Source organism: Streptomyces sp. NPDC004111 (assembly GCF_042874215.1).
Taxonomy (GTDB): domain Bacteria; phylum Actinomycetota; class Actinomycetes; order Streptomycetales; family Streptomycetaceae; genus Streptomyces.
On the sequence record NZ_JBIAMU010000003.1, the window covers coordinates 70,141 to 96,738 of the forward strand.

23 protein-coding genes are annotated in these 26,598 nt (G+C 69.8%); 13 read left to right on the plus strand and 10 right to left on the minus strand.

Translation table 11 applies throughout. The features are described 5' to 3' along the window. The first annotated feature begins 208 nt into the window (after positions 1 to 208). From ACFYVL_RS07365 to ACFYVL_RS07380, 4 genes are all read left to right on the plus strand, one after another. Entirely contained in the window at positions 209 to 1,138 is a 930-nt protein-coding gene (locus ACFYVL_RS07365; RefSeq protein ID WP_389241875.1) for a carbohydrate ABC transporter permease, read from the plus strand. Beyond that, a complete protein-coding gene (locus tag ACFYVL_RS07370) occupies positions 1,135 to 2,055 on the plus strand; it encodes a carbohydrate ABC transporter permease (protein ID WP_389241876.1) in 921 nt (306 codons plus the stop codon). The genes ACFYVL_RS07365 and ACFYVL_RS07370 overlap by 4 nt, the downstream gene beginning before the upstream one ends. Positions 2,056 to 2,118: 63 nt before the next feature. After that, entirely contained in the window at positions 2,119 to 3,420 is a 1,302-nt protein-coding gene (locus ACFYVL_RS07375; RefSeq protein WP_389241877.1) for an ABC transporter substrate-binding protein, read from the plus strand. A 261-nt stretch (positions 3,421 to 3,681) separates the two neighbouring features. Beyond that, on the plus strand, positions 3,682 to 4,998 hold the full coding sequence (locus tag ACFYVL_RS07380; protein WP_389241878.1) for a BNR-4 repeat-containing protein: 1,317 nt from the start codon (positions 3,682 to 3,684) through the stop codon (positions 4,996 to 4,998). 67 nt (positions 4,999 to 5,065) lie between these two features. Here ACFYVL_RS07380 and ACFYVL_RS07385 read toward each other — a convergent pair whose 3' ends face one another. After that, positions 5,066 to 5,875, minus strand: coding sequence for a ribonuclease activity regulator RraA (locus ACFYVL_RS07385; protein WP_389241879.1), 810 nt, complete (start codon positions 5,873 to 5,875; stop codon positions 5,066 to 5,068). A 109-nt stretch (positions 5,876 to 5,984) separates the two neighbouring features. Here ACFYVL_RS07385 and ACFYVL_RS07390 point away from each other — a divergent pair, with 109 nt between their 5' ends. The 5 genes from ACFYVL_RS07390 to ACFYVL_RS07410 all read left to right on the plus strand — a co-directional run bounded on the left by ACFYVL_RS07390 (position 5,985) and on the right by ACFYVL_RS07410 (position 12,635). Then, positions 5,985 to 7,244, plus strand: coding sequence for an alpha-L-fucosidase (locus ACFYVL_RS07390; RefSeq protein ID WP_389241880.1), 1,260 nt, complete (start codon positions 5,985 to 5,987; stop codon positions 7,242 to 7,244). Positions 7,245 to 7,489: 245 nt separating this feature from the next. Further along, positions 7,490 to 8,737, plus strand: a complete 1,248-nt coding sequence (locus ACFYVL_RS07395) for an ABC transporter substrate-binding protein (RefSeq protein WP_389241881.1) — start codon at positions 7,490 to 7,492, stop codon at positions 8,735 to 8,737. Continuing rightward, positions 8,716 to 9,666 carry a carbohydrate ABC transporter permease gene (locus ACFYVL_RS07400; RefSeq protein ID WP_389241882.1) on the plus strand — a complete coding sequence of 317 codons (951 nt, stop codon included), beginning with the start codon at positions 8,716 to 8,718 and terminating at the stop codon, positions 9,664 to 9,666. Before ACFYVL_RS07395 ends, ACFYVL_RS07400 begins: the two co-directional genes overlap by 22 nt. 9 nt (positions 9,667 to 9,675) lie before the next feature. Then, positions 9,676 to 10,587 (plus strand): carbohydrate ABC transporter permease, encoded by a 912-nt coding sequence (locus ACFYVL_RS07405; RefSeq protein ID WP_389241883.1) that lies wholly within the window; start codon positions 9,676 to 9,678, stop codon positions 10,585 to 10,587. A gap of 128 nt (positions 10,588 to 10,715) precedes the next feature. Next, entirely contained in the window at positions 10,716 to 12,635 is a 1,920-nt protein-coding gene (locus ACFYVL_RS07410; RefSeq protein ID WP_389241884.1) for a right-handed parallel beta-helix repeat-containing protein, read from the plus strand. Positions 12,636 to 12,719: 84 nt separating this feature from the next. Here the strand turns inward: ACFYVL_RS07410 and ACFYVL_RS07415 are convergent, their stop codons facing one another. From ACFYVL_RS07415 to ACFYVL_RS07425, 3 genes are all read right to left on the minus strand, one after another. After that, the gene (locus ACFYVL_RS07415; protein ID WP_389241885.1) at positions 12,720 to 13,454 is read right to left on the minus strand and encodes a GntR family transcriptional regulator; all 735 of its coding nucleotides are present in this window, start codon (positions 13,452 to 13,454) and stop codon (positions 12,720 to 12,722) included. Positions 13,455 to 13,560: 106 nt separating this feature from the next. Then, a complete protein-coding gene (locus ACFYVL_RS07420; RefSeq protein WP_389241886.1) occupies positions 13,561 to 14,547 on the minus strand; it encodes an acetylxylan esterase in 987 nt (328 codons plus the stop codon). Positions 14,548 to 14,643: 96 nt separating this feature from the next. Next, on the minus strand, positions 14,644 to 15,465 hold the full coding sequence (locus ACFYVL_RS07425; protein ID WP_389241887.1) for an amidohydrolase family protein: 822 nt from the start codon (positions 15,463 to 15,465) through the stop codon (positions 14,644 to 14,646). Positions 15,466 to 15,655: 190 nt separating this feature from the next. Here ACFYVL_RS07425 and ACFYVL_RS07430 point away from each other — a divergent pair, with 190 nt between their 5' ends. Then, positions 15,656 to 17,554 carry a hypothetical protein gene (locus tag ACFYVL_RS07430; RefSeq protein ID WP_389241888.1) on the plus strand — a complete coding sequence of 633 codons (1,899 nt, stop codon included), beginning with the start codon at positions 15,656 to 15,658 and terminating at the stop codon, positions 17,552 to 17,554. After that, the gene (locus ACFYVL_RS07435) at positions 17,551 to 18,483 is read left to right on the plus strand and encodes an aldo/keto reductase (protein ID WP_389241889.1); all 933 of its coding nucleotides are present in this window, start codon (positions 17,551 to 17,553) and stop codon (positions 18,481 to 18,483) included. Before ACFYVL_RS07430 ends, ACFYVL_RS07435 begins: the two co-directional genes overlap by 4 nt. Before the next feature lie 174 nt (positions 18,484 to 18,657). On the opposite strand, the gene ACFYVL_RS07440 is transcribed toward ACFYVL_RS07435, so the two are convergent. The 4 genes from ACFYVL_RS07440 to ACFYVL_RS07455 form a co-directional block, all read right to left on the minus strand. Next, positions 18,658 to 18,918 (minus strand): hypothetical protein, encoded by a 261-nt coding sequence (locus ACFYVL_RS07440; protein WP_389241890.1) that lies wholly within the window; start codon positions 18,916 to 18,918, stop codon positions 18,658 to 18,660. Positions 18,919 to 19,342: 424 nt separating this feature from the next. Continuing rightward, positions 19,343 to 19,636 (minus strand): DUF1330 domain-containing protein, encoded by a 294-nt coding sequence (locus ACFYVL_RS07445; protein WP_389241891.1) that lies wholly within the window; start codon positions 19,634 to 19,636, stop codon positions 19,343 to 19,345. A gap of 33 nt (positions 19,637 to 19,669) precedes the next feature. Then, positions 19,670 to 21,142: an MFS transporter gene (locus tag ACFYVL_RS07450; protein ID WP_389241892.1), complete on the minus strand. Its 1,473-nt coding sequence runs from the start codon at positions 21,140 to 21,142 to the stop codon at positions 19,670 to 19,672. Then, positions 21,139 to 21,501: a MarR family winged helix-turn-helix transcriptional regulator gene (locus ACFYVL_RS07455; RefSeq protein WP_389242544.1), complete on the minus strand. Its 363-nt coding sequence runs from the start codon at positions 21,499 to 21,501 to the stop codon at positions 21,139 to 21,141. The genes ACFYVL_RS07450 and ACFYVL_RS07455 overlap by 4 nt, the downstream gene beginning before the upstream one ends. A gap of 294 nt (positions 21,502 to 21,795) precedes the next feature. On the opposite strand from ACFYVL_RS07455, the gene ACFYVL_RS07460 reads away from it, so the two are divergent. Then, positions 21,796 to 22,563 carry a dienelactone hydrolase family protein gene (locus tag ACFYVL_RS07460; protein WP_389241893.1) on the plus strand — a complete coding sequence of 256 codons (768 nt, stop codon included), beginning with the start codon at positions 21,796 to 21,798 and terminating at the stop codon, positions 22,561 to 22,563. A 225-nt stretch (positions 22,564 to 22,788) separates the two neighbouring features. Here ACFYVL_RS07460 and ACFYVL_RS07465 read toward each other — a convergent pair whose 3' ends face one another. Together ACFYVL_RS07465 and ACFYVL_RS07470 are read right to left on the minus strand one after the other, a co-directional pair. Then, positions 22,789 to 23,523 carry a S1 family peptidase gene (locus tag ACFYVL_RS07465; protein ID WP_389241894.1) on the minus strand — a complete coding sequence of 245 codons (735 nt, stop codon included), beginning with the start codon at positions 23,521 to 23,523 and terminating at the stop codon, positions 22,789 to 22,791. A gap of 239 nt (positions 23,524 to 23,762) precedes the next feature. Next, on the minus strand, positions 23,763 to 25,100 hold the full coding sequence (locus ACFYVL_RS07470) for an FG-GAP-like repeat-containing protein (RefSeq protein ID WP_389241895.1): 1,338 nt from the start codon (positions 25,098 to 25,100) through the stop codon (positions 23,763 to 23,765). A gap of 1,082 nt (positions 25,101 to 26,182) precedes the next feature. On the opposite strand from ACFYVL_RS07470, the gene ACFYVL_RS07475 reads away from it, so the two are divergent. Then, a complete protein-coding gene (locus ACFYVL_RS07475; RefSeq protein WP_389241896.1) occupies positions 26,183 to 26,554 on the plus strand; it encodes a hypothetical protein in 372 nt (123 codons plus the stop codon). The last annotated feature ends 44 nt before the right edge of the window (positions 26,555 to 26,598 follow it).

The window sequence follows — 26,598 nt, forward strand, 5'->3', positions numbered from 1 at the left end:
CTGGCCGCCACGAGCCGAAGTTCGAGTTCAGAGCAGGTGGGGCGAGTTCGCCGGTCCTGCACGGAACCGGCGATTCACTGACCAAAAGGGTTGACGCCATCGCACGATATGGAGAACGATCCCGCATGCTGCAACTTGCATTCAATGGGGCATGGGCGGCGTTCCCACTGGGCCCCGGCGCTCCCGCCCCGTTCGAGAGGACACACCCATGAGTACGGCCGCACCTCCCCAGCAGGCGCCCCCGCCCCGTCGGCGGACCGGCGGACGGCTCTCCAACGGTGCGTTCGCCCTGCTGCTGACCGCACCGGGACTCGCCCTGTTCGCGGCGATCATCCTGTATCCGCTGCTGTCCGCACTGTTCACCGGCTTCTTCAAGCAGGACATGCGGCTGCCAGGCCGGGAGTTCGTCGGGCTGGACAACTTCGCGCACTGGCTGAACGGCGACTTCCTGACGATCCTCAAGCAGACGCTGGTCTTCACCGTCGGCGCGACGCTCGTCCCCTTCGTGTTCGGCTTCGCCCTCGCGCTCGCGCTGAACACCGGCCTCAAGGGCAGCGGCTTCCTGCGCGGGCTGTTCCTCTTCCCCTGGGTGATTCCGGGCGTGGTGGTCTCCTTCCTCTGGATGTGGATCTTCAACGCGAACTACGGAGTGCTCAACGGCGTCCTCATGCAGACCGGGATCATCGACGAGTCCGTCGCCTGGCTCGGCCAACCGGGCACCGCGATGCTCGCCGTCGTCGTCACCAAGACCTGGGCCAGCTTCCCCTGGATGATGGTGATGCTCCTGGCCGGTCTGCAGACCGTCCCCAAGGAGCTGCACGAGGCGGCCTCGATGGACGGTGCGGGCTCGATCCGGCGCTTCTTCGCCGTCACCTGGCCGCAGGTCCGCGGGGTGGCCTCGATCGTGCTCCTGCTGGAGTTCATCTGGAACTTCCAGCACTTCGACACCATCTACGTCCTGACCGGCGGCGGACCGGCCGGCAGCACCGAGACCTTCGCGACCGCCGTGTACCGGACCGCCTTCAAGGGCTTCGACATCGGCGGGGCCACCGCGCTCGGCGGACTGTGGATGCTGCTCCTGCTCCTCCTCGTCGCCGTCTACCTCAGGACCACCGATCGGAAGGGCGACGTCCGATGACCTCCACCACCTCCACCCCGCTGTCCGCAACGGACCGTCCGCGGCGGTCGGCCACCCGGACGGGGCACGGCACCCGGCGCCGCATCCGCAAGGACCTGCTGCGCTCGCGCATCGCCGCCTGGAGCGCGGTGGTCGTCATCGGCGCGTTCGGTCTGCTGCCGGTCTACTGGCTGCTCGCCACCGCGCTGAGCACACCCGAGTCGACCTTCCAGTTCCCGCCGAAGCTGATACCCACCGACCTCACCCTCGGCAACTTCACGGCACTCGCCGAGAACAAGCAGCTGATCTCGTACATGGTCAACTCGCTCGTCGTGGCGTCCATCACCGCCGTGCTGAGCGTGGTCGTCGCCACGTACATGGGCTACTCGTTCTCCAAGTTCCGCTACCGGGGGCGCCGGTCGCTGATGCACCTGGTGCTGGCCTCCCAGATGTTCCCCCAGGCGCTCCTGCTGGTGACGCTGTACGCCGTGTTCTCCAGCTTCGGCCTGCTGAACACGTACACCGCGCTGGTGCTCTCCTTCACCACGTTCACCATGCCGCTGTGCGTGTGGATGCTGAAGGGCATCTTCGACACCATCCCGGACGCCCTGCTGGAGGCGGCGTCCATCGACGGCGCGTCCCGCTGGCGGACGCTGCACTCGATCGTGGCACCGCTGGCCGCACCCGGGATGATCGCCGCCGGGCTCTTCGCCTTCGTCCGCGGCTGGAACGACTTCATCTTCGCGCTGACGCTGGCCGACAAGGAGAAGCAGACGCTGCCTCCCGGCCTCGTCTCCACCTACATCGGCGAGTTCCAGACCGCCTGGCCCCAGCTGATGGCCGCGTCCCTCATCGTGTCCGTCCCGGTGGTCGTCGCCTTCATGTTCCTGCAGCGCTACCTCGTCGGCGGCATGACCGCCGGTTCGGTCAAGAGCTGAACCCGAGGGACCGCACCGCGCCTCCCCCGCTTCCCCTCCCCCTTACTCCCCCATGGAGAGATCATGACCACCTCTGGCATCAGCCGGCGCGGCGTGCTGCGCATGTTCGGCATCGGCGCGCTCGGTGTGACCGGCGCCGGCGTGCTCGGAGCCTGTGCGCCGTCCGGCGCCGGCAGCACCTCCAACGGCGGCGACCCCAAGTCCAAGGACTTCGACTTCACCTCCTGGTCGCTCAACGAGGAGGCCGCCAAACCCTCGGTCGAGAAGATCATCACGGCCTGGGAGGAGGCCGAGCAGTCGAAGATCCGCGCGGTCTCCTACCCGTACAACGAGTACCTGAGCCAGCTCACCCTCAAGCTGGGCGGCGGGGAGACGACGGGTGCGGTGCACCTCGACATCGCGTGGCTCGCCGCGATGGCGCAGATGGGCAAGCTGGCCGACCTCGGGCCGGTGGCCGGGAAGGCCGGCTACACCGACGTGGCGCTGAAGAGCGGGGTGTACGACGGCAAGCAGTACGGGCTGCCGTGGAACACCGGATCGATCGGTGTCATCGCCAACTCCCAGCTCCTGGAGAAGGCCGGGATCAAGAAGCACCCCACCACCGTCGAGGAGTTCGAGGCCGCGCTGCGTGAGCTGAAGGGGCTCGGCGGCGGTGTCGTCCCGTACGCCGCCGCCACGAAGGTCGCGCAGCTCAAGGACATCTTCCCGTGGATGCAGACCTTCGGCTGCAAGCTGCTGGAGGGCGGGAAGGTCACCATCGGCGACGACGCCTCCGTCGACGCGGTCACCTGGTACAAGAAGCTGTACGACGAGAAGCTGATCGCCGCCGACGTGGACCGCTTCGACGCGCGCGCCCTGTTCGGGCAGGGCAAGGCCGCCTTCTACGACGACGCGATCATCGGCAAGGGCGTGACCTCCGCCCAGTCCAAGGACAAGAAGCTGGCCGACGCCATGCAGCCCATGGAGCGTCCGGTGCTCAAGGCCGGCGACACCCCGCAGGCACTGCTGTGGGGCGGTGTGATCGCGGTCGTCAAGGGCAAGGGACAGGACGCGGCGACACGGTTCGCGCTGCACACCACCACCGACCGGGCCACCACCTCCGCGTACTTCGCCGCGCGGGCGCTGCCGCCGTCCACCACCGCGGGGCTGGCCGCGCCGGAGGTCGCCAAGGACACCTTCACCGCGCAGTGGACCGAGAAGATCACCAGGACGGCGACCGGCAGCCCGTTCTGGCAGTTCGCCCAGAACGCCCAGATCGAGGAGGCCGTGGCCAAGCAGGTGCAGGCAGTCCTCGTCGGCAAGACGTCGCCGAAGGACGCGATGAAGCAGGCGGGCGAGGAGGCCGCCGCTCTCATCAAGCGCTGAGAGCCGGTGTCTCGACCCCGGTCGGACACCCGCCGCCCGGCCGGTGTCGAGACGCAGGCTCCGAGTCCGAACACCGCTCCCCCCGGGCCCGGCGAACGCCGCCCGCCCCTCGCCGGGCCCCGCTCCGCACCCCGCACGACGACCGCGCCGACCGGCCCCCGGGCCGCAGCGGTCCCCGTCCCCCTCCCCCTCCCTCAACCAACCGCGCACGCACGCAACGTCCTCTCCCCACCCGCGCACGCAACCGCGAAGGAGCTCATCTTGCGACGTCCCACGGTACGCACCTGCACCACATCGGCCGCGGCCCTGGCCGCTCTGCTCCTGCCCGCCCCGGCCGTCTCCGCGGACACCGCGCCGGGCACAGCGGCGGACACGGCCGCGACGGAAACAGTGATCGAGAAGGTCCCCTACGCGATGGACTCGTCCAACCAGGCCGCCTGGTGGACGCCGGTCGCCACGTACAAGGGCCGCGGCCAGTACACGTACTTCGCCTTCAACGAACCGGGTTCGACGGCCGCGACGCACCGGCCGGCCATCGCGCGGCGCGACCCGGACGGTGCCTGGAGCCTGCTGCCGCTGCTGAACGGGAACGGGGCGCGGGCGGAGTTCCCCGACGACAACGGGCACAACCAGCCGTCCGTCGCGCGGGACGGCAGCGGACGGCTGCATGTATTCGCCTCCATGCACGCCGACGCCTGGCGCTACTTCCGTACCGAGGCCCCCGGCGGCGCCGTCACCGACCACGCGTCCGAACTGCCCGACCAGGGCCAGGGCATCACCTATCCGATCGTCGCGACGGCTCCCGGCGGCGACCTGTATCTGGCCGCCCGGGTCGGTGCGGGCTCCGACCAGCGCCCCGGCAAGCTCTACCGCTGGGACAACGCGGCGGCGCGCTGGAGCACCGTCGCCACCTTCGCGGGCGCGCCGAACCGCTCCGTTTATCCCGACGACCTCACCGTGGACGCCCAGGGGCGGGTGCACCTGCTGTACGAGTGGGCCAAGGCGCCCGCGACCGGGTTCCGACACCAGCTCTCGTACCTGCGCTACGACCCGGCGACGGGCGGCTTCGCCGACAGTACGGGGGCGGCGCTCGGCATCCCGGTGACGCCGGACACCTCCGACGTGATCCAGCCGCTGACCACCGGTGAGGAGTGGAGCAACGACAACGCGTACACAGGTCCCGCGGTGCAGAGCGCCAAACTCACCCTCGACGGCTCCGTCCCGAAGGTCGCCTACCGCTACCGCTCCGCCGACAGCGGCGGTGCCTTCCGCGTGTACGGCGCCGCTCCGAGCGGCGGCGGGTGGACCCGGCAGACCGTGTACGCGGGCGGGCAGACGGCGGCGGCCCTCGGGATCACCCGGGACGGGACGGACGGCGAGCGGATCTACTACGTGACAGCCTCGGGCGCCGACCGGGTCTTCGTCGCCACCCGGTCGGCGGACGGTGCCTGGGGTGCACGGTCCGCCGCGCCGGGCGTGAGCGCGGACCGGCTCGCGGTGCGGCGCGACTCCGACGGCCGCGACGTGCTCTATCTGCCGGACACCGCCCACAACTCCCTGTACTACGGCATCCGTTGAGACGGACGTATCGCGCGCGGGCGGTGCGCGGGGGTCGTGTGGCCCCCGCGCACTCCCCCTCGCGCGGTCAGGTCGCGGGCCTGCTCGCCAGGTACTCGTCCAGCCCCGCACCGGTGAGGGGGTAGTAGTCGGAGAGCAGGCCCCCCTCGTCGAGGCGGCGGCGTGCGAACGCCTCGCGGTCCTGGTGCAGGAGCGAGTCCTCGGCCAGCGGGACCGCCCGGTCCTGCGGGACCACCACGGCGCCGTCCTCGTCGGCCACGATCAGGTCCCCCGGCGTGACCAGGGTGCCGCCGACACCGACCGGCACGTTGAACGCGGCCGGGAAGAGCTCCGTCTGCGAGGCGTAGTGCGGGGTGACCCCGGTGCACCAGACCGGCACTCCCAGGGCCCGGATCCGGGCCGCGTCCCGTACCCGTCCGTCCACGACGATCCCGGCGCCGCCGCGCAGCTTGAAGTAGCGCACCAGCATGTCGCCGAGGCAGCCGGTGAAGTGGCTGGCCTGCGCGGAGATCACCAGCACGTCGCCGGGGGTGATCGACTCCAGCACCCCCCACAGCGGGGTCCTGCGCTCGATGTCCTCCTGTGCGGCGCCGTCGAAGACGTCCTCGCGCTGCGGCAGGAACTGCAGGGTCACCGCGCCTCCGGTGACCTTGACGTCCGGTTCCCGGTGCAGCGGTACCGGTCCGTCGATGAAGGTCCGGGTGATGCCCATCTGGTGCAGCTTCGCGCAGGCGGTCGCCGCGCTCACGTCCTCAAGTGCCTCCACCATCCGCCGTGTCGGCCGCCGGAAGTCCGAGGTGTGGACCGGCGCCCGCATCGACGCGTAGGTCGGGGTCTCCCCCTCCGCCGGCGTTCCTTGATCCCTGCTGGGGTTCATTCACGTGCCTCTCCGCGCGCTCCCCGCACGCAACGCCAGTGACTTCATCGTCTATCGATGGTAGATAACCTCCTATCGATTAGTGCTGTCAATCCGTCAGGAGTCCTCCGTGCACACTGCATCCGACGGTTGGTTCGAGACCGCGCGCTTCGGACTGTTCGTCCACTTCGGCCTGTACAGCCTCGCCGCGCGACACGAGTGGGTGCGCAGCCGGGAGGCCATGTCGCAGGCCTCGTACGACCGTTACCTGGAGCGGTTCGACCCCGACCTCTTCGACGCGCGCGAACTCGCCCGAGCGGCACGGCGGGCGGGGATGCGCTACGCGGTGCTCACCGCGAAGCACCACGACGGGTTCTGCCTCTTCGGCTCGTCGCTGACCGACTACACCTCGGTGCGCGCGGCCGGCCGGGACCTGGTGGCCGAGTTCACCGAGGCCATGCGCGCCGAGGGCCTGCGGGTCGGCCTGTACTACTCGCTCCTCGACTGGCACCACCCCGGCTTCCCCGTCGACGAGCACCACCCGCTGCGCGACTCGCCGGGCCGCCGGGAGACGGCGGACCTGGCCGACTACCGGGCGTACATGCGGGGTCAGATAAGGGAGTTGCTCACCGGCTACGGCGAGATCGACCTGCTCTTCTTCGACTTCACGTATCCGGGCATGGGGCCGGAGCAGTGGGGCGCGAAGGAACTCATGGAGACGGTGCGCGAGCTGCGGCCCGGCATTCTCGTGAACGACCGCCTCGGCATACCGGGCGACTACGTGACGCCCGAGCAGTACCAGCCCGACCGGCCGCTGGAGCGCGACGGCGAGCCGGCGCGGTGGGAGGCGTGCCACACGCTCAACGGCTCGTGGGGATACGACCGCGACAACCACGACTACAAGGACCCGGCCCAGTTGGTGCGGATGCTGGTGCAGTCCGTCTCCTGCGGCGGCAACATGATCCTCAACGTCGGCCCCACCGGGCGCGGTTCGCTCGACCGGCGGGCACACGGGATCCTGCGGGACCTCGGCGAGTGGAGCGCCGAGCACTCCCGCGCGGTGCACGGCGCGGGGCCCTCCTCCTTCCTGCCGCCGGCGAACGCCCTGTACACACAGGCAGGCCGTCGGCTGTATCTGCACCTGCTCGCCTGGCCGCCGCGCCACGTCCATCTCCCGGGCCTGGCCGGGCGGGTGCGCCATGCCCAACTGCTGCACGACGGTTCGGAGATCGCCTTTCAGCAGGTCGACGGCGCCCGTCACGAGCACAACAACCTGGCCCCGCCCGGCCAGCCGCCGGGCACTCTGACGCTGACGCTGCCCACGTCGCGGCCGGACGTGCTGCTCCCCGTGGTCGAACTCTTCCTGGATGACGAGGAGTTGAGCACGTGACGGAGGGACCGGGGCAACGGCGGAAAGCGGTTTCGGCAGCACCCTTGAACATGCGAGGGGCCGCCCATAGCATCAGTAATCGATAGGCGATTCTCATGAGTGCCTACCGGGACCGGGCCGCACCGTCCGGGCGCGCCCCCCCTCCCCCTGCCTGCCGGCCTCGCACTTCTCGCCGTACCCGAACGAATGCCCGCGCTTGCACGTCAGCTATCGATTATTCACGACTATGCAATGGAGCGTGTCCGATGAGAACCATGTGGCACCGAGCCTCCGCACTCGCCCTGGCCCCGCTCGTGATGGCGACCGCCGTCGCCTGCGGGGGCGGCGGGTCGGACGGAGCCGCGGAGGGGACGACTCTCCGCATCATCGTCAACATCTCGCCGAACCTGACGGAGCAGTACTGGAAGGGCCTCTTCGCCCGGTACGAGAAGAGCCGTCCCGGGGTGAAGGTCGAACTGGAGCTGACGGGTGCGGTCTCGGCCGACGCCAAGCTCAAGCAGGACCTCGCCGCCGGGGACCCGCCCGACATCACCCAGCAGATCATCCCGACCCCCGACACCACCAAGCTCTTCGCCGACCTGTCCGATCAGGCCTGGACGAAGGACACGCCGCTGGTCGACCAGTACGGCGTCGGCGGCAAGACGTACATGGTCGGCGTCGGTGAGCAGATCCAGTCGCTGGTCTTCTACAACAAGGCCGCCTTCGCGAAGGCCGGCGTGGACGCGTCGAAGATCCGGACGCTGGATCAGTTCACCGCCGCCATGGACGCCCTGAAGTCCGCGGGCCTCAAGCCGCTGCAGACGGCGGGCCAGTGGGTGACCGGCGGACAGTTCTCGATGATGGCCGACGCCGGTGTGCTCACCGAGAACCCCCAGTGGATCAAACAGCGCAACGAGGGCAAGGTCTCCTTCGCCGGCAGCGGCTACGTGCCCTACCTCAAGCGCTACCAGCAGTGGATCGACAAGGGATACCTCGACAAGAGCGCGCTGGGGCTGACGTACACCGACGGCCAGACCGCCTTCCTCAACGGCAAGTCGGCGATGTACATGATGGGTTCCTTCTTCGTGCCCGCGGCGGACGCGGCTAAGAAGAGCGACGAGATCGGTGTCTTCACCATGCCGACCGACGGCGCCTATCCCTCGGGGCAGTTCGGCAACGTGTCGAACCCCTACGCCGTGGTCAGCCGGTCGCGGCACAAGGCCGAGGCCATCGACTTCGTGAAGTGGCTGGTCACCGACAAGGAAGCGATCAAGAGCCAGCTGGCCGCCGACGGCAATCTCCGCTCGGGCTTCGGCTACCCGATGTCCAGCCTCGGCACCGCGGTGCAGAAGATCCTCGACAAGACGCCGTCGGTGCTCGTGAAGTCCGGTGAGAACCAGCCGGTCGCCGGGTTCGGCGACGAGCTCAACAAGCAGGTCCAGTCGCTGTACACGGGCACCTCCGCGAAGGATGCCGCGGACGGATTGGACAAGTGGTGGAACTCGCAGAACTGACGCGGCGGGGGCGGCGCTCCGCCGCTCCCGCGGCCCGCGGATCCGGCCGCGGACGGGTCCGCCTGCGCGAGGCGGCCGTCACGCTCGGCATGATGGGCCCGGCCGTGCTCCTCTACACGGTGCTGATGGTGGTGCCCGTGGGGGTGGCGGTCTACCTCAGCTTCACCGACTGGGACGGCTTCTCCCCCGCACAGCCCATCGGGTGGGAGAACTACCGGCACCTCTTCGACGACCCCAGCTCGACGCACGCCTGGTACGTGACCGCGCTGATCACCACGATCGGCACCGTCCTGATGGTCGGGCTGGGCCTGCTGTACGCCCTGGTACTCAAGGGCCGCTCGCGCACCAACTCCTTCTTCCGCGCCGTCGCCTACTTCCCGCACGTGATCAGCGCGCTGATCCTCGGCTATCTGTGGGCGGCGATCCTCGGCACGAACGGGGCCCTCAACAACACCCTCGCGAAGTTCGGCCTGGAGCCGATCGGCTTCCTCTTCGACGAGAAGTTCGCGCTGTACACGCTGATCGGCGTCATCGTGTGGGCCGGGTTCGGCTTCAACGTCGTACTGTTCGTGGCCGCCCTGCAGACCGTGCCGGCCGAGCTCCTGGAGGCAGCGGCCCTCGACGGCGCCAGCAGACGGCAGATCAATCTGCGCATCGTCGTCCCGATGATCGCGCCCGTGGTCACCGTGGCGACCGTGCTGAACCTGGTCGGTCTGCTGCGGGCGTACGACATCGTGGTCAGCCTCACCGGCGGCGGACCGGCGGGCTCGACGCAGACCTTCACGTATCTCATCCTCGCCCGGTCCTTCGAGGGCACCAAGGTCGGCTACGCCACGGCCCAGGCGGTCTTCCTGATGGTCGTCTCCGCCGTGCTCGCCCTCGTCGTGACCGCGCTGCGCAACCGCCAAGACCAAGCCGCGACCGGATAGGAGCCGACGGTGGCCGTCACCGAACCAAAGATCCGCCCCAGACCGCGGCCGGCAACCACGGCCGTACCGGAGGTCTCCGCGAGCGAGCGACGCGAGGCCCGCTCGCCGCTGCGCCTGGTCCTGCTCGGCCTGCTGTTCGTCGTCATGGTCGTGCCGCTGTACCTGCTGGTCGTCAATGCCTTCAAGTCGCAGCAGGACATCCTCGACAGCCCGTTCTCGCTCCCCCTGGACGGGCTGACCTTCGCGCACATGTCCGCCGCCCTCGACAGTCCGCAGTACAACGTCATCGGCGGGTACGGCTTCACGCTGTTCCTGGTCGTCACCGTGGACGTGCTGTGCATCGCGCTGGCGGGACCGGCCGCGTACGCGATAGCCCGCAGCCTGAGGAAGCGGACGCAGCTGGTGCTGCTGTACTTCCTGGCCGGCACCTTCGTCCCCGGCGCGGCCGTGATCATCCCGGTGATCTACGTCCTGCGCGAGGTCGGGCTCGCCAACACCGTGACCGGCCTGATCGCACACGACGTGGCCTCGACGCTGCCCGTCAGCATCTTCCTGTTCGTGGGCTTCATCCGCACGATCCCGGTGGACATCGACCACGCGGCGACGATCGACGGCGCGGGCCGGTACCGGACCTTCTGGACCATCATCTTCCCGCTGATGCGTCCGGCGGTCGTCACCGTGCTGATCCTCAACTCCATCGGCATCTGGAACGACTTCGTCTCGCCCCAGATCCTCCTCAGTCCCTCGTCCGGTCACTACACGGTGACGACCGCGATCTACGCGGGCATCAGCCAGTACTCCACCGACCTGACGAAGGTGTTCCCCAACCTCCTGCTGGCCGTCGCGCCCGTGATCATCTTCTTCCTCTACATGCAGCGCCACATCATCAGCGGTCTGACCGTGGGCGCGGTGAAGGGATGAGCGGGCGGACCGATCCCTCCAGGAGAATCCCCTCCAGCAGAAAGGACCGTCCAGTGTCGAGGAGATGGTGGCCACGCCCCGGTAGGGGTCCGTGGTCCGCAGCCGCCCTGCTCGCTTCGCTGTCCGTGGTGGCCGCGGCCGCCGTTCCGGCCGCCGCCCAGCCGCAGAAACCCAGGGCCGGTACGGTCTACCACGTCGCGCCCTCGGGCAAGGACGCGAACAAGGGCACCGCCCCGGGTCAGCCCTTCCAGCACATCCAGCGGTGCGCCGACGTCATGCGGCCCGGCGACACCTGTCTGATCCAGTCCGGTACGTATCCGGAGACCGTCGTGCCGGCCCGGTCGGGCACCGCCGCACAGCCGATCGCCTACCGGGCAGCGCCGGGCGCGCAGGTGACGCTGAGCGGTACCGCGCCGGTGCGCGGCTTCGCGCCGGTCACCGCCGCTGACGTCACGGAGATCGCGAAGAGTGACCCGTACGCCCAGAACTCCGCGTTCAGCGACGCCGTGGCGGCCGGGCACGTCTACAGCACCGGCGTCGACCTGGGCTCCGACGTGACGACCGTGCAGGTCTTCACCGACAAGAAGGCGGGCGTCGAGGCGCAGTGGCCCTACCCGGGGCTCGACCTGCTCGCTCCCACGCTGCGGTACGCGGCGGCCGGGAGCGCGGAGGCGACGATCGCGGACCCGGCGCTGACCCGGCCCGCCGGTTACTGGGACGGGGCGCGGGCCCTCACCGGCTACTGGTACGTCTCGGCCACGGGGAAGGTGAAGAGCTCCGCCGTCGGTTCGGTGACGCTGGACGCGGCACCGCCGTGCGTGCACAAGGTCGTACCGAAGGAGACGCGGTACGCGCTGGCCGGAAAGATCGGTGAGCTCTCCCGCCCCGGCGAGTGGTTCTACGACCCGGCGGCCAGGCGCCTCTACCTCTACAGCGAGGACAGCCCGGCCGCGCACACCGTCGAGGCGAAGACCCGGACCCTGGCCTTCGACCTGGTGGCCGCGAGCCACACCACCGTGGCGGGCGTCGGACTGTTCGCCTCCACCATCAGGACGGGCCCCACCAGCACGGGCGTGACCCTGGACGGCATCAACGGCCGCTACCTGTCGCACTACACCGACATCACGCGCGGCACGACGGACTGCGGCAGCACGGTGACGCGCGGCGTCGCCGACACGGGCATCGTCATCGACGGCACCCACAACAAGGTCGTGAACAGCGATCTGTCGCTGAGCGCGGGCAACGGCATCGCACTGCGCGGCCAGAACAACACCGCCACGAACAACGTGATCCACGACGTCGACTACATGGGTACGTACGCGGCGGGCGTAGCCGTGCAAGGCAACAGCCAGACGGTCACGCACAACACGATCCGCCGGGTCGGCCGCAGCGGCATCAACCTCCAGTGGAACACCGTGGAGGGGCTCGCCCCGGGCAAGGACGTCATCGCGTACAACGACATCTCCGGGTACGCCCGTCTCAGCCTGGACGTCGCCGCGATCTACACCTGCTGCAGCGCCTGGATGATGGGCACGTCCATCGACCACAACGTGCTGCACGACCCGGAGCCGGCCACGACGAGCACCACGTTCGGGATCTCGGGTGTCTACGCCGACAACGGGCAGAGCGACCTGGTGATCGCGAACAACGTGGGCTGGGGCAACCGGGAGGGCACGGTGATGCTCAACGGTCTGGGCACCGGATCGCACAACAACGGTGTGTACAACAACACCGGCGGAATGACGCTGTTCTACGTCAAGGAGCCGGGGCAGTCGACCGGCACGAAGATCTACAACAACATCGGCACCATCCGCGGTCTGGCCGGTGCCACCGACGGCGGGCTCGTCCTCGCGAACAATCTGCCCGCCGAGACCGATCCGCGTTTCGTCGACGCGGCCGGGCACGACTACCGGCTGGCCGAAGGCTCTCCCGCGCGCAACAGCGGGATCGCGCTGCCGGGCATCAACGACGGTTCGACCGACCCGGCGCCGAGTCTGGGCGCCTACCAGTACGGGGCGCCGAAGTGGACGGCGGGCGCGTCCCGTTAGCCACGGCACCTCGCCCGCAAGAAGGCCCGAGCCGGACGTCCGGCTCGGGCCTGTGGTGATGCGGCTGCCCCTCCGGGGCGGTGCCTACTTCTTGGCGGGGGCCTTGCGCGGCTTCCTCTTCTTCGCCTCGCGCGCGTCCGGGACCGGCCCGCGGCCTGCCGCGTGGTCGGCGAACGCGGCGGCGGCAGCCTCGGCGTCCCCGGACCGCAGCAGCCCGACGAGTCGGCCGTGCTCCTCGGCCATCGCGCTCCAGTCCCCCTCGAAGAGGGGGTCGGAGATGGCCCGCAGGGTCCGCAGGCTCGGCTCGATCACCTCCCACATGCGGGCCAGGAACGGGTTGCCCGCGATCTGGCTGACCCGGGTGTGGAACTCGATGTCGACGTCGCGGAACCGGCTCACGTCGTTCGCGGCGACGGCTTCGCGCATCTGCTCGACGAGCCCGTCGAGTTCGAGGAGGTGGTCGTCGGTGAGGTGCGCGGTGGCGAGCTGCGCGGCGAGCCGCTCCAGCGGTTCGCGTACCTGCCGGGCGTACTCGGCGTCCTGCGCGGAGATCTCGACGACGAAGTGGCCGCGGCGCGGGACGTGCATGAGCAGGCCCTCGCGGGCCAGCCGCTTGACCGCCTCGCGCACCGGGGCCTGGCTCACCCCCAGGCGCCGGGCGATCTCCGACTCGACCACGCGCTCGTTCGGCCCGAGGTCGCCGTCGACGACGGCCTGGCGGAGCAGTTCGTAGACCTGGTCGGAGATCAGGGTCTTGCGGAACCGGTCCTTGTTGGTGGCCAGCGTGGAGACGAATCCAGCCGACGCGTTCGATGTCATGAATTCCCAATCCTGCGATGCGGCGAGCCAGTTGTCCCATGCTACGCGCTCATCGTCTATCGATGGAATCTCGGTGTGGGCGCAGGACGAAAGAGGGCCGAAAATGTCAGACAGCGCCGTTCAGCCGCTTGGCCAGCCAGTCCAGTTGCACGATCTCGTGGGTTGGGCCGCCGCCTTCGTGGTCGTTGAACGGATAGGCGCGTATGTGCTTGTCTGCCTGGTCCACCCCGCTCGCGGCGCCGTAGTGGTTGAACGCCGCGTACCCCGTGGAGGGCGGGCAGACGTGGTCCATCAGCGCGACGGAGAACAGGGCCGGCGCGTTCGCCCTGCGGGCCAGGCTGACGCCGTCGAAGTAGGCCATCGTGCGCGCGACGGTGCTCGCGTGCTCCCGGTGGCGTTGTACGAACCGGGCGACCTCGGCGTACGGCGGCCGGTCGGTGATCGTGGTGGCGCGCGGGAAGTGGCACAGGAACGGCACGTCCGGCATGACGGCGACGAGGTCGGGGACCAGGCCGGCCGCGGCCAGCGCGATACCGCCACCCTGGCTGGTGCCGGCGACCGCGACCCGCGCGGGGTCGACCGCGGGGTGGGTGCGTACGGCGGCCACGGCGCGTACGGCGTCGGTGTAGACACGGCGGTAGAAGTAGCGCCGGGGGTCGAGCACTCCGCGGGTCAGGAAGCCCGGTGCGGCGATGTCTCCGGAGGCCGGGTCGGGATCGGGCGTCTCGGCGCCCTGTCCCCGGGTGTCCATCACGAAGTGCGCGTATCCGGCACAGGCCCACAGCCGCTTCTCGTGCGGCGCCCCGCGTCCGCTGCCGTATCCCAGGTACTCCACGACGGCGGGCAGCGGTCCGGTGCGGGTGACGGGCAGGTGCAGCCAGCCCCGTACCGGGTGGCCGCCGTATCCGGCGAAGGTCACGTCGTACGTCTCGATGGTGGCGAGCCCGTTGTGGACCTGCTCGAACGTGACGGTGGGGGCGAACTCCCGCTGCCCGTCGAGGGTTTCGCGCCAGAACGCGTCGAAGTCGTCGGGCTCGTCCAGGGCCGGCCGGTAACGCTCCAGCTCTTCCAGGGGCAGGTCGAACAGCGCCATGTGGCATCTCCGCGGAGGTCGGGGCCGGTGGGGCCCAGGCAGTTTTCATCGCCTATCGATCATCGAGGGAATCGAATCAGGGCGGTTCGACGACTGTCAACCACGCAGTCCGTACACCCGGACCGCGTTGCCGTGCCGGATCTGTGCGCGTTCGTCGTCCGAGAGCCGGCCCAGTCCGCGGCAGGACAGCTCCAGGGAGTCGGCGCGGCTGCCGCGTGGCAGGCAGATCGGCCAGTCGGAGCCGACGAGGCAGCGGTCGGGTCCGAGCGTGTGCACCACGCGTTCGACCAGCTCAGCGGTCTGCTCGGGCTCCACTCCGTGTTGCTGGGTGAGCAGTCCGGAGACCTTGACGACCACGTTCGGCACCGAGGCTGCCCGCTCCAGGTCCCGGTGCCACTGACCGGGGTCCGTCCGGAGGTTCGGCGGGTTGCCGAGATGGTCGACGACCACGGTGAGCCCCGGGTGCCGGTCTGCCGTCCGGGCCGCCGCGCTCAGTGCTCCACGCCCCAGGTTGAGTTCCAGTACCAGCCCCGCCGGGGCGAGTTCGGGGATCAGCGCGCGGGCGGCGGCCGGGGTGTCCACCCAGCTCGCGCCGCCCAGGCGCATGCCGTTCGGGCGGCTGTCGCCGAGTTCGCGCAGCAGGACGCGGAAGCGTCCGGGGCCGCCCTCGCCGTGGACGTGCAGGTTTCCCACGTAGCCCGCGACGAGGTCGGGGCGGCTCACGCGCAGGGCCCGCAGGGCGAGTGTCTCGCCCGCGTCGCCGCGGGACGCCTCCACCAGGATCGACCCGGTCACGGACCCGTCGGGCAGGGAGGCGGCCAGGTCGTCGACGCGGAACGCCCGGTGGTGGACGCTTCCCGGCCGGATCCACGGAAACCCCGACGCCGGGTCCCACAGGTGCACATGACAGTCGATCACTTTCGGGGCCCTCCTGGGGTGCCGTTCAGGGGCCCGGGGCGGCCTGGGCGCCGTTCCCGAGTATTGACAGGTCTGCTCGCGCCGGTGAGTCTAACCATCGGCTATCGATGGGCGATTGTGAGAGGCGGATGTTGTTGATGTCCAGCGACCGACGGACCAGCGGCTCGAACACGCGTGAGGGAGTGGGCCGATGACGGTCGCAGCCGTGCCGGGCCCCCTGCTCCGGGCGACCCGGGACACCGCCGAAACACCCCGCTGGGCCGTGCTGCAACGGGAGTTGCTCGCCCGGCAGGACAAGGCCTGGCGGCTCTTCACCGACCGCTACACCGAGGGCGACGGCCGCCTGGTCTTCCGGGACACGCTCGGCGTGGGCCCGGACGGGCGCGACGGCGTGGACGACTTCTACGAGCCGTTCTTCAACTGGCCCACGCTCTACGTCCTCGGCGGCAGCGCGGACCTCCTCGGGGCGGCGCGCCGGCACTGGCACGGGGTGTCCGCGCAGCTCACCGAGATGGGCATGCTCCACGACGGACTGGAGCGCGGCTACGACTGGTTCCACCAGGGTGAGGGCCTGCTGCTCTTCTACGGGCTGTGTCTGGCCGACCCCGGCGACCGGCAGTTGCGCGAACTGGCCACCCGGTTCGCCGACTTCTATCTGCCCGGCGGGCCGAACTACGACCCCGAGCACCGTGTCCTACGCGCCCCGCACAACGGGTCGACGGGGCCTCGCCCGGGGTTCAGCGACGAGGAACCGTACTTCCCGTGGAGCCTGGCGCTGCGCCCGTACGGGCTGCCGCTCGACGGCATGGACGACGTCACGTCCTTCGACCGGCTCGCGGCCGACCCGGCGCGCGCCCGTTCCTACGGCCGTGCGATGTGGGACCGCATGGGGCGCGGCGACACGATCGTCAACCTGGGGGCTACGGGACTGGCCGCCAACGCCTTCCTCCTCACCGGTGAGCAGCGCTACGCGGACTGGGTGGCCGAGTACGTCGGCGCCTGGTGCGAACGGCTCGACGGCCGTGACGTGGTCCCCGACAACGCGGGGCTCAGCGGCAGGGTCGGCGAGTACCTGGACGGCCGGTGGTACGGCGGGCACTACGGCTGGTCCTGGCCGCACGGCCTCTCCCCCGTCGGCAGCGCCACCCTCGTCGGAGCGACCAACGCCGCGCTGCTGACCGGCGACACCTCCCCTCTCGACCTGGCCCGCAACCCGCTCGACGCCGTACTGCGCCGGGCCGAGCAGCGCGGTGCCGACGGCCGGGGCACCCTGGGCGAGCGCTGGGATCCGCACCTCGCCGCGATGGAGGCCGACCGGACGCTGATGGTCCCGCAGCGGCACAACGACTCGGGCTGGTTCGACTTCACCGTCATGCCGGGCCAACTACCCCTCTCCCTTTGGCACTTCAGCCGCGACCCGCAGGACCAGGAACGCATCGAGCGACTGCGCGCGGGCGCGGGGTGGGACTGGACGACGGTGCACACCCAGCGCATCAAGGACGAGGCCGGGCACGAGGAACCGTGGTACGAGTTCCTCCAGGGCCGCAACCCCGAGTTCCCGGAGCGCATGCTGCGCAGCGCCCTCGACACCTGTGCCGCACGGGTCGAGGCCATCGAGAACGACCCGGTGGACCCGGCCGTCGGCCCCGGCGTGCTCGACATCCACCACTGGCAGCACCTCAACCCCGTCGTCACGGAGGCCCTGCTCCAGCTGACCACCGGTTCCCCCCAGGTCCTGTACAACGGTGGCCTCCCCCACATGCACCTGCGCTACCACGACATCGCCGGGCGGCGGCCGGGGCTCCCCGCCGACGTCGCGGCGCTCGTCACCGACATCCGCCCCGAGCACACCGTCGTGGAACTGGTCAATCTCGCCGCCACCGCACGTTCCCTCGTGGTCCAGGCGGGCGCGTTCGCCGAACACGTCGTGCAAACCGCGCGGGCCGACGAAGGACCCGCACAGGGCGTGGGCGGCCCGTACTGCCGGGTGGAGCTGCCCGGCGGGACCGCACTGCGGCTCACCTTGACGATGACGCTGCGCGCGGGCCGCCCCACCTGCGAGGTCCCGGCCTGGGAGGTGTCCCGATGACCGGCCGGCTGCCCTTCGAACTGCCCCGCCTGGGCATCGGCACCGCCCCGCTGGGCGGCCTGTTCGAGGAGGTGACCGAGGCGGACGCGGCGGCCACGCTGCGGGCCGCCGCCCGCGAGGGGATCCGGTACTTCGACACCGCGCCGCGCTACGGCCACGGTCAGGCCGAGGACAGGCTCGGCCGCCTGCTGGCACCGGCGGGCGTCACGGCTCCGCTGATCTCCACGAAGACCGGCTGGCTGCTGCGCCCACGGCCCGACGGCTCGCCCGGCGAGGTCGTCACGGACTGGACGGAGTCCGGAATCCGCGCGTCCGTGGAGTCGAGCCTGGACCGTCTGAACCGCTCCTCCCTCGACATCTGCTACCTGCACGACGCGGACAACTTCCCCGAGGATGTCCGGCGCACGGCCTATCCGGCGCTGCGCGCACTGCGGGACGAAGGGCTGGTGCGGGCGATCGGATTCGGCATGAACCACAGCGCGCCGCTCGCCGCGTACGTCGCGGAGTTCGAGGTGGACGTCGTGCTCGTCGCGGGCCGCTTCTCCCTGCTGGACCACGACGCGCTCGCCACGCTGCTGCCGCTGTGCCTGAGGACCGGCACCGAGGTCGTCGTCGGCGGTGTCTTCAACACCGGGCTCCTCGCCGCCCCCTCCCCCGGCGCGATGTTCAACTACCGCCCCGTCCCCGCACCGACACTGGCTCGCGCACGGCGGTGCGGGGAGTTGTGCGCGGAGTACGGAGTGCCGCTCGCGGCGGCGGCGATCCAGTTCCCGTACCTGCACCCGGCCGTCTCATCGGTGGTCGTCGGCTGCCGCTCGGCCGCCGAGGTCACGTCGAACGCGACGGCATCACGCTTCCCCGTCCCGGCGGCGCTGTGGCGCAGACTGGCCGACGAGGGATACGTACCTGGGGAGTTGGTGCCCGCGTAGCGCGGTTGCCGGACGGTCGGGGCGTGGGGTCGGGCAGGTACGCGGCGCCCGGCAACGCGCCCTGGCGGCAGCGACCGGAGCTCGTGCGCAACAGACGCAGCGCCCACCGGCAGCGCGGAGTCCCTGGAGCCTCCCCTCGGCCGTTTCGGAGTCCTCGCCGCCAAGCGGGCGCGCCTATACAGGGTCCTCTCGGCGGTCCGGGGGCCGGACCCAGGGGGCGAAGCGCTGGCCGGGTGCTGCGTCCTCACGCCAGTAGCGCAGGACGGTTTCGTGGACGATGTCGAGTCGCTCAGCGGCGATCAGGCACGAGGTCGGCTCTTGCCCTCCCGCGTCGGCCTCGAAGGCGACCACGACGGGCGGCTGCTCGCCGAGCCGGCGAGTGACTCGGAGGAGTTCGTCGGGCGACGGTGACCGGAAGACCGGGTCGTGAAACATGGTCGGACAGTGGACGAGCAGCGGATCTCCGAAGACCAGCTCAAGACCGTGACAGTACGAGAGGTCGTAGTTGGCAGCGAGCCTGAACTGTCCGCCGTCCCAGGCAACGACATCCCACTCCCACCAGGACCCCTCAGGGAGATCGACCCCCGCATGCGCTCTTTCGGCATCCACCCGCTGCTTCCTTCCGTTCGAGCACATCAGCATGACAGTGGTGCGGCGCTCTTCGTGGGACGGCAGCAGCTGTGCGCGGAAGCGCCCACGCCCCGGTCGCGGACCGGGGTGAGGGCGCCGTCCACGATGCGCAGGAGGTCGGGCCCGGTGACCAGCCGGGGGCCGGCCAGAGCCGGCCCGGCCGCAACCCGGTGAAGGTCCGGACGCGCCAGAATCCCGCCGCTTCAGTGATGACCCGAGTGGACCTCGGTCAGTCGATGCCTTCGACGATGCGGAAGTCACGCTCGACGCCGTCGGAGAGGGCGGCCAGCGCACCCTGGTAGGCCGCGCTCTCGTGCGCCGCGACGGCCTGCTCGAAGCTGTCGAACTCGACCAGGACAGTACGTTCGGCGATTCCGGCGTCATGCGCGACGACCCGGCCACCACGGACGAGGGTCCGACCACCTCCTGCCTTGACGGCGGGAGCGGCCAGTTTGTTGTATGCAGCCAGCTTCTCGGGGTCCGCAATGGTGCGGTAGACGCTGACCCAGTAGCCCTTGGGCATGGAACCTCCAGTGTTGGGATGAGTACATCTGACTTACGGGTTGGTCCTGTTGCTCCCGTTGCTCCCGTTGCTCTCGGACGGGTATCGGCGGGCGAGGGCGAGGCTTGCCAGGGCCGTGATCGCCATGGCGCCGATACCGACCAGCGCCGCGGTGGTGAAGGCGCTTTCGTCGGGGAGGAGGTGGCCGGGGCCGGTGCCCGCAGCGAGTATCAGACCGCCGATGGCGCTGCCCAGGGAGTACCCGACGCTGCGGACGACGTAGTGGAAGCTCATGGCGCTCGACGTCTCGCTCTTCGGGGTGACGGCCAGGATGACGCCGGGCATCGCGGCCGTGAAGCCGCCGACGCCGAAGCCGAGCACGCCCATCGCCACGAAGAGTTCGGCCACGTGGGACCGGGCAGTGGCGAACAGGGCGAACCCGGCGCCGACGATGGCGGCGCTGCCGGCCAGGAGCAGCGGGTCGGTGATCCGGGTCCGCGCCCGTGCCCGTGCCCGTGGCGTGAGCCTGCCGGCGACGAACCCCAGCACCGAGAACGGGATGAGGACCAGCCCGGCGGCGAAGGTCGTCAGCCCGAAGCCGTAGCCGGCGCCGTGCGGCGTCTGCGCGTACCGGGTGATGAGCGTGAGCAGGAGGTACATGCCGATCCCGCCGACGAACATGGCGAGGTTCGCCCCGGCGACCGCCGGGTGCCGCAGGGCCCGCACATCGACCAGGGGCGTCGTGCCGCGCAGCTCGATGACGACCCAGAGGCAGAGCAGCACCACGGCGAAGACGGCGAGGCCCGCTGCCACGGCGAGGTGCCGGCTCCACAGAGTTCGTTCGCCTGCGAGGAACAGCACCAGGAGCAGGGCTGCGGCCAGGAGGACGGCGCCCGTCACGTCCACGTGGGCGGAGCGGCCTTCGGGGGCTTCGGGCAGGGAGCGCCACGCGGTCAGGAGTGCGGCGGCGGTGACGACCAGGCCGAGGCCGTAGGCGGCCCGTACTCCGCCGATCTCCGCGAGCAGGGCGGCCAGCGGGTAGCCGACACCGGCTCCGATGATCGAGACCACCGAGATCATGGCGATCACGGCAGCGCTGCGTACCTCGGGGAGGTGGTCCCGCGCCACACCCATCATCAGCGCCGTCAGCCCGAGCCCGACGCCCTGGGCCGCCCGTCCGGCCAGCAGCCAGGTGAATGGCAGCGGCAGCACGGTGAGCAAACTGCCGGCGACGACGACCGCCAGCGTGACGAGGATCGTGGCCCGTCGGTGCGGTCCTGCTCCGAGGCGGCCAAGCACCGGTGTGGCGATGGCACCGCTGAGGAGCGCGACCGTCAGTGTCCACTGCGCGCTGCCGAGCGAGACGTGGAGCGAGGTCGCCACGCTGGTGATGAGCGGCGTCCCGAGGCTGGCGACCGCCGCCGCGACGAGAGCGATGAACATCAGGGCCGGAACAAGCAGCCGCGCTTCGGAACGCGCCACCGGTAACGCCGTCACCGCGACCCCGTCGGCCGGCTGCCCGGTCACCGCATCGGCCCTTCCCTGTCCTGGCTTTCGAGCTCTGCCAGATGCTTCAGCGCAGGAAGCGCCGCCGCCAGCGCCTCGATCTCGTCGCCGGCGAGCTCACCGATCAACCGCTCGTACGCGTGGACACCCGCCTGGCGCCGTGTCCGGACGTAGGAGGCGCCGGCCTCGGTCAGGCACACCAGTGTGACCCGCTTGTCGGACGCGTCGCCCCGCCGCTCGACGAGTCCGGACTCCTCCATCACCCGGACCAGGGCGGTCATCGCGGGCTGGGTGACGCCCTCGACCGCGGCCAGATCGGTGATGCGCCGCGGGCCGGTCCGGTCGAGGGTGGCCAGGGTCGCGGCCGACGTCAGGCTCATGTCCCGGGGCAGTCGCCTCGCGGCCCTGGTGGCCAGGCCGTAGAGGGCGGCCCCGATGGCGGCGGACGTGTCAGGAGCGGTGTCTCGACGACTCATGCACGAAGCATAACACTTTTATATTCACACCTTATGTAAATGGTCGACTGCCGTGTCCGACGCACCACTTGAGCAGGCTGACCCGCCGGAACCGGCTTGCCCCAAGAACCGAGCGCACATCGCGCCGGACACCTGCCCTGTTCTGCCAGCGGCGGAACACCGGCCGGACCAGCTCGACGATCACTACAGTCCACACTCATGACGACGATTACGACGCGCACGGTCGCGTACCCCGCCGACGGTTTGACGATGATCGGACACCTCGCACTCCCGGCCGGTGCCGACCACCGGCCCGCGGTACTGATCGGACCAGAGGGCATGGGGCTCAGCGACGTCGAGCGCCGTCGGGCCGATGCTCTCGCCGAGTTGGGGTACATAGCGCTGGCCTTCGATCTCCATGGCGGACGCTACTTGGACAACCCCGAGGACATGTTGGCCCGTTGCCTGCCGCTGCTCAAAGAACCCGACCGGATGCGGGACATCGGCCACGCGGCACTTGACGTGCTGCGCGCAGAACCGCGGACGGACCCTGACCGCATCGCCGCAATCGGCTACGGCACCGGGGGCGCGGTCGCGCTGGAACTCGGGCGCGATGGAGTCGACTTGCGCGCGATCGGTACGGTCAACGCGATGACCACGGGCCGGCCGGGCGAAGCGGCACGCATTCGCTGCCCCGTGTGGGCCGGGGTCGGATCGGAGGACCCGATCATGCCGCCCGCGCAGCGCGAGGCGTTCACCGCGGAGATGCGCGACGCGGGCATCGACTGGCGTTGCGTGGTCTACGGCGGTGCCCTGCATGCCTTCCACCACCCGACGGTCAACCACGCCACACCCCCGGGCGTCGGCTACCACCCACGCCACGCACAGCGAGCCTGGCGGGACATCGTCGACCTGCTCGCGGAATGCCTGCCCCTGACGGAGGATCTGGCGCAGCACCCGGGTGTGCATGCCGGCCCCGGGCGCTGACAGTCGACTTCCCTGAAATCTCCACACCACCCAAGGCAGTCGGGCGGCCAGTCGATCGCGGGGACGCCTGCACAACCACCGCAGTGCACACCGGATTTACCGCGGTATGGCCTCACACGGCGATCACCACGACCCGCACCGGACCAACCCGGCCGACAGGGCAGCCCCTCGTGCCCTGCCGACCGACCGTATCCGAGTGCAGCCAGCCCGGGGCTCTCTCTCGGCCTACTTCCCCGTCACGCGGCGGATCCAGGCGAGTTCCCGGGAGATCTCCCCGGCCTCGGCGAACTGCTCCCGGTCGGAGCCGTTGAAGACGCCGAGGAGAACTTCCTCGCCCTGGGGGGCGACGCTCATCACCGGGCCCCCCGAGTCGCCCCCGGCGGGAATCCCGGTCACCTTCTGCATGCAGAAGTCCGTGCCGCCCGGTCGGGTGCTGAGTGCGCACCGCGGGTCGCCGGAACGGACCACCTTCAGGTCCGACTGCTTGAGCACGGGCGACTGGCAGGCGCTCTCGTCGTTCGTGCAGGTTGCGCCCCAGCCGTACTGCCGGACGGTCTGTCCGGCGCGGACGCCGGTGGTGGCCAGGCGCGCGGTGCGGATCTTCATCGGCGGGACCTTGATGAGCATCATGTCGGCCTTCTCGCTGTCCGTGCGCTTGCCGGGCACGGGGCGGACGGTGACGCCCTTGCGCATGTCGAGGTTGCCGACCTTGAACGAGATCCGCTTGTCGGCGACCGGCTGTCCCTGCTCGAAGAAGCAGTGCGAGGCGGTCAGGATCCACTGGTCGGTGACCGCGGTCCCGGTACAGGCCGGCTTGCCGTCGACGAGCATCCGCACCGCCCACGGACCGTACGTGCTCTTCGACCCGCCGATCACCGCGGATGCCGGGGCCGTGGACACGACCATTCCGGTCACCAGCAGGACACCGGTCAACAGCAGTGCACGAACGCGATGCGCCATCGGAACAACTCCACTCATGGGGGCTCAGTCTGTACGGACCGTCAGACAGCTCCTGAGGGGAGTTGGTTCCACGTGGGGCTGCGGGAAACGCTGCCGCCAGCTGGCCTCACGTACGTTGACCAGGTGCACGTTGAACAGGTGCGGCTGGAGGGCATTGCCTGCCGGCGTGGCCGGTCGTCGGTCCCCGCGGGCTGGGACGGCGAACGCCGCCATGGAACAGTCCCACTCGCTCGGTCAGGTCAGTGGCCGAGGAAGAGGCCCAGCAGAGCGCCGGTGGGATTGGCGCCGACGCCGGAGCCGGTGAAGCCGATGGCTCCGGTCCCCGTGATTCTCCCTCCGGTGGCCTTGAGGACCTGCACACCTCCGTCGCGGCCATTCTCGTCCTGCACGCCGACGCCCAGGTCGGCCTGGCCGTTGTTGTCGAAGTCCAGCAGCGTGACCGCCGACCCCATGTAGTCCTCCTTCTCGGGTGCGCCAACGGTGTCGTTCTGGGAGAACGACTGGGAGCCGGTTCCTGAGAGGCCGGTCTGGGTTCCGTACAGGACAGTGGCCATGCCCGCGTGGGCCGTTCCGTCGATCGACTCGCCCTCGACCCCCACGGCGACGTCGGCGAAGCCGTCCTTGTTGATGTCCCCGGTCGCCACACTCGAACCGAAGAGGTCCGAGTCCTCGGGTGCTCCCGCGACGCCGGGTGTGGCCTGGGTAATGCTGGTGCGGCGGGAACTGGCGATGCCGTCGGCACCGCCGTAGTAGGAGACCACTTGTCCGGCCGACTTGACTCCGTTGACCGTCTCGTAGAGGTCGCCCAGGATCACGTCGGAGCGCCCGTCTCCGTTGACATCACCTGCCGCGAGCGACGTCTGACCGCTCCAGGCACCTGCGTCGACGGTGGAATAGGCAGAGGCTGCGAGCCCGCTGGTGCCTCCTCGGAAGAGGCGGACGGTGTTGCGGGACGCAGAGTCGTAGCTGTTGGTGACGGTCGCCAGGTCCGTGCAGCCGTCCCCGTCGACGTCGCCCGTCGCGATGTCCATGAACCGGTTCTGCGGCGTCTTCGCCGTCGGGCCCGCCACCACTGTCCGTTGGGCGGTGAAGGAGTACGTGAAGTAGGCGCGCTTCTTCTCCGAGGCGACGGCCAGGTCCGTGCGCCCGTCACGGTTGAAGTCACCCGCCGCCATGTGTTCCCCGAAGTGGTCGTCCTCAGCCTGCTGCCCGGACGGAAGGTTCAGTCCGACGGCCTGGCCGGACAGTCCCGAGGCGCTGCCGAAGATCACGGCAACGAGCCCTGCGTTGGTGACGTCGAGCTTCTCGAACGGGGCGCCCACGGCCAGATCCGCGTAGCCGTCATTGTCAAAGTCGGCCGAGGTAAGCCCTCCCCAGCCGAAACCGTCGCCCGTCTCCGCTCCACCGGGAACTCCAGGGCTGTCCTGCGAGATCACCTGCCGCTTGGCGGTGTTCACGCCCGACGCCGAACCGTAGACCACTGCGACGTAGCCGGCGGCCTTCACGGCTCCGACCGTGCCGGTGGGACCGCTGGCGGCGAGGTCGCGGTAGCCGTCACCGTTGAAGTCGTACGGCATCGCAGGCCGTACCACCGCCGCACCCGGCACAGCCGGAACATCTGCACCGAAAGACTGCGGCGCGCAGGTGACGACGGTGCATGTGAGGGCTGCGAGGAACGTCGATGTGGTGGTGATACGTCTGAGGAAGGTCATAACCTGACCTTTCTGTGAGGGGAGGGTCAGTGAGTGTGGCCCGGACGGGGGCGCCTTGCGGCGCGGCGAGTTGAGCTCGCGGGGTTGCCTTCGTATGCAGCTCCGCCCCGACGGTGAACGCGTCTGCCGGCTCAGTCAGTTGAGGCCAGGTGTCATGAACGATGGGATGGGCTCTCGCACTGCCCCCAGTCGGACGGTCTGGTGCCTGCGCCCTTCGCCCACCCAGGAAAAGGCGTAGACACAAGGGAGTGCGATTCAGCAGGTCGCGGGGCATTCGCAGGGGCCCCGAAGCTACGGAAGAACTTGTCCTGCTTGTTCTGGATCATCTGCTTGGTCACCGATGTCGTTCGGTGGATGCAGGCCGCTGACGTGCCTCCGGCTGCGACGGCTACCGGTGCCTGCACTGCCGTGCCGAGAGCCGTTGCGGCCTGGACCCTGGCATCGGCGAACAGTCCCTGCTCTTTGGATCGCATGATCACCTTTCTGTTCGGTGACTCTGTTCACGCCACACCACGCTCCACCGGAGCCTCCGAGCCTGGCGAAAGGGACGGTACAAAGGCGGCGGAGAGAAGTCCTCAAGGTCTGCCCTGAGAAGGTTTCGGCCGGACTGGTTCACGCCAGTACATCAACTCTGAATGTGCTCCGAGCTGCGGTTTTCTGACTCGTAAACCCTCGCGGTAGGGCAGAAATACCACCAGGGTTTACCCACTTACGAACCACCAAGCCCCGCCGGCCACCGGGGTCCGCATCGACCGGTCCGGCAACGCCTCTCTTCGCGTCGTCGCATCCCGCCGTCGAGCAAGTCGAGCAAGTCGAGCAAGAGGAACCGCACCGTGGCCGGATCCCGGCCGCTCCTGAGTGCGGTTCCGGCCAAGTGCGGGCGGAACGATTCGCTTCGTCGGCGATGAGCCCTACACCAGGGGCTCCACCGGCAACCAGGAGGACGCATGGTGAGATTGAGACGGGTGATGGGGCTCGCTGCCGCACTGTTGATGACCGCAGGGTTCACGACGGCCGCCGCAGGAACGGCTTACGCCGCGGACACCTGCGGTGGGCAGACGGCCGGCTACACCGCGGGAGTCAAGGGCGAACTGAGGATCTACATGGAGGGCGACAACTACTGCGCGATGGTCTGGCACACCCCCGCGTACTGGGGCGTCTACCTGCCCACGGCCGTCCAGATCGCCCGGAAGGACGGTGCGCTCAGCCCGCAGGACGACGGCAACTACCGGTACTGCGCCGGTCCCGTCCGCATCGCGACGGGGGGAATGTTCGGCTACGCCAGCGCCTGGGTGAACGGCGAGCACCTGATCGCCTGACCCCGGATCGGGCGACACGCCAGCTCGCCACGGCGGAAACCCAG

What these genes read in the sequence shown, in the direction of transcription:
- ACFYVL_RS07465 (WP_389241894.1), bottom strand. Translation starts at nt 23,523, where the DNA reads ATGGCGCATCGCGTTCGTGCACTGCTGTTGACCGGTGTCCTGCTGGTG.
- ACFYVL_RS07415 (WP_389241885.1), bottom strand. Translation starts at nt 13,454, where the DNA reads ATGACATCGAACGCGTCGGCTGGATTCGTCTCCACGCTGGCCACCAAC.
- ACFYVL_RS07430 (WP_389241888.1), top strand. Translation starts at nt 15,656, where the DNA reads ATGACGGTCGCAGCCGTGCCGGGCCCCCTGCTCCGGGCGACCCGGGAC.
- ACFYVL_RS07370 (WP_389241876.1), top strand. Translation starts at nt 1,135, where the DNA reads ATGACCTCCACCACCTCCACCCCGCTGTCCGCAACGGACCGTCCGCGG.
- ACFYVL_RS07420 (WP_389241886.1), bottom strand. Translation starts at nt 14,547, where the DNA reads ATGGCGCTGTTCGACCTGCCCCTGGAAGAGCTGGAGCGTTACCGGCCG.
- ACFYVL_RS07440 (WP_389241890.1), bottom strand. Translation starts at nt 18,918, where the DNA reads ATGTTTCACGACCCGGTCTTCCGGTCACCGTCGCCCGACGAACTCCTC.
- ACFYVL_RS07395 (WP_389241881.1), top strand. Translation starts at nt 7,490, where the DNA reads ATGAGAACCATGTGGCACCGAGCCTCCGCACTCGCCCTGGCCCCGCTC.
- ACFYVL_RS07475 (WP_389241896.1), top strand. Translation starts at nt 26,183, where the DNA reads ATGGTGAGATTGAGACGGGTGATGGGGCTCGCTGCCGCACTGTTGATG.
- ACFYVL_RS07435 (WP_389241889.1), top strand. Translation starts at nt 17,551, where the DNA reads ATGACCGGCCGGCTGCCCTTCGAACTGCCCCGCCTGGGCATCGGCACC.
- ACFYVL_RS07445 (WP_389241891.1), bottom strand. Translation starts at nt 19,636, where the DNA reads ATGCCCAAGGGCTACTGGGTCAGCGTCTACCGCACCATTGCGGACCCC.
- ACFYVL_RS07385 (WP_389241879.1), bottom strand. Translation starts at nt 5,875, where the DNA reads ATGAACCCCAGCAGGGATCAAGGAACGCCGGCGGAGGGGGAGACCCCG.
- ACFYVL_RS07460 (WP_389241893.1), top strand. Translation starts at nt 21,796, where the DNA reads ATGACGACGATTACGACGCGCACGGTCGCGTACCCCGCCGACGGTTTG.
- ACFYVL_RS07375 (WP_389241877.1), top strand. Translation starts at nt 2,119, where the DNA reads ATGACCACCTCTGGCATCAGCCGGCGCGGCGTGCTGCGCATGTTCGGC.
- ACFYVL_RS07455 (WP_389242544.1), bottom strand. Translation starts at nt 21,501, where the DNA reads ATGAGCCTGACGTCGGCCGCGACCCTGGCCACCCTCGACCGGACCGGC.
- ACFYVL_RS07470 (WP_389241895.1), bottom strand. Translation starts at nt 25,100, where the DNA reads ATGCCGTACGACTTCAACGGTGACGGCTACCGCGACCTCGCCGCCAGC.
- ACFYVL_RS07365 (WP_389241875.1), top strand. Translation starts at nt 209, where the DNA reads ATGAGTACGGCCGCACCTCCCCAGCAGGCGCCCCCGCCCCGTCGGCGG.